The sequence below is a fragment of the Microcystis sp. M49636_WE2 genome (genome assembly GCF_030065375.1).
Classification (GTDB): domain Bacteria; phylum Cyanobacteriota; class Cyanobacteriia; order Cyanobacteriales; family Microcystaceae; genus Microcystis; species Microcystis aeruginosa_C.
This window is the reverse complement of record NZ_JASJFG010000683.1, coordinates 1-1661: the sequence shown is the minus strand read 5'-3', so window position 1 is coordinate 1661 and position 1661 is coordinate 1. Positions and strand designations below refer to the sequence as shown.

Below are 1661 nucleotides of genomic sequence, written 5' to 3'. Positions count from 1 at the left end.
TTTAATCCATTTATCTAGTTCCTCGATATCTTTTTTGATTTTCTGAGCCTTGTCCATAATTAAAGTTATTAAAACATTGACTTAGATTATAGCATTTTTTTCAGAAATTGGTTTCCACGTCTCAAATGTAAATGCTATATCGATGACTAACAGTGAAAAATAACGATGATAACGACGACATCGTTGAAATTCTTTCTCGCCCAAGGAGAGAATCTCTCGACGATTATTGACCCCGGTTAGGCTATCAGTTCTGACTAGCTTTTCTAGTTGAGAGTTGATATTTTTAAGTTCTTCTTGAGTTTTTTTCATTTCTAAATGAATTTTAACTCTGGCTAACAGTTCCCAACTATGAAAGGGTTTATTTATATAGTCCACAGCCCCAGAATTAAAAGCATTGATAATATCTTCTTTTTTGTTACTATCTGTTACAAAAATAATCGGGATATGAGCGTATAAATTATCACTTTTTAGCCTTTTACAAACTTCTATACCCCCTATTTCTGGCATCATTAAGTCAAGAAGAATTAGGTCAGGATTAGCAGTTTTTACTCGTTCTATTGCCTGTTGAAAACTACTAGCAAAAATGGTGGCATAACCAGCAGAATTAAGAATCTCCAGAGCCAATTGGAGATTTTGACTGACATCATCAACCAATAAAACTAGACAGTCTTCAGGACGAAATTTAATCATCACCAGTAGGTATAATTAATCAAGTTAAGAACAAAATAGAGATACAATTATTAGTGATACAGCATTTCTCATAAAGATGAAGTATGATGGGATCGGGAATCACCCCCAAAGGTCAAGCTGTCCCTAGTTTATAGAAGTCCGCTTTTTTCGACTAGAATAAAAAAAGCCAGCCAGAATAGCCACAATTAAGAAAATTTCTCCTCTTAGACTTGACGTGAAAGAGTCCCTCAACCCTACTTCTTTGGATCTCAAAACCATTTTTCCCTTTAAACTCGACGACTTCCAGCAATCGGCGATCGCCGCTCTCGCCGCCGGTAAATCAGTGGTTGTCTGCGCTCCCACGGGTTCCGGCAAAACTTTAATCGGAGAATACGCTATCTATCGCGCCCTAGAAAGGGGCAAACGGGTTTTCTACACCACTCCCCTGAAAGCTCTTTCTAACCAAAAATTCCGGGATTTTCAAGAAAAATTCGGTCGTACCCCCACCGATGGCGATGAGGATTCCCCGCTGCTGTTTGCGGAAGTGGGATTGATTACCGGCGATGTGGTGATCAATCCCTCAGCGTTAATTGTAGTCATGACTACAGAAATTTTTCGCAATATGCTGTACCAAACTCCGATCGGTGAGGTAGGCACTTCCCTAGAAAACGTGGAAACCCTAGTTCTCGATGAATGTCACTATATCAGCGATCGAGGTCGCGGCACCGTTTGGGAAGAATCAATTATCTACTGTCCCCCTAGTATCCAATTAGTTGCCCTCTCCGCCACCATTGGCAACCCGGGGGAACTCACCGACTGGATTAACTGGGTGCGGCAACTGCCCCAACCCAGCGACAATAAACAGACCTCCAGCTGCGAGCTAATTAACTCCGATTTTCGCCCCGTCCCCCTGCGCTTTTATTTCGCCAATAAAGAGGGATTATTCCCGCTGCTCGACCCAAAACAGAGCAAAGTTAACCCGAAACTACGCT

At 41.4% G+C, this 1661-nt stretch carries 1 protein-coding gene and 1 pseudogene; one reads left to right on the top strand and one right to left on the bottom strand.

The window, feature by feature from the left end; genetic code table 11:
- Positions 1-135: 135 nt before the first annotated feature.
- Positions 136-690: pseudogene (locus tag PX484_RS15705) on the bottom strand (GGDEF domain-containing response regulator); the annotation flags it as partial.
- Positions 691-904: 214 nt separating this feature from the next.
- Here PX484_RS15705 and PX484_RS15700 point away from each other — a divergent pair.
- Positions 905-1661 (top strand): DEAD/DEAH box helicase (locus tag PX484_RS15700; RefSeq protein WP_288104644.1); only part of this gene is annotated, 757 nt, incomplete at its 3' end.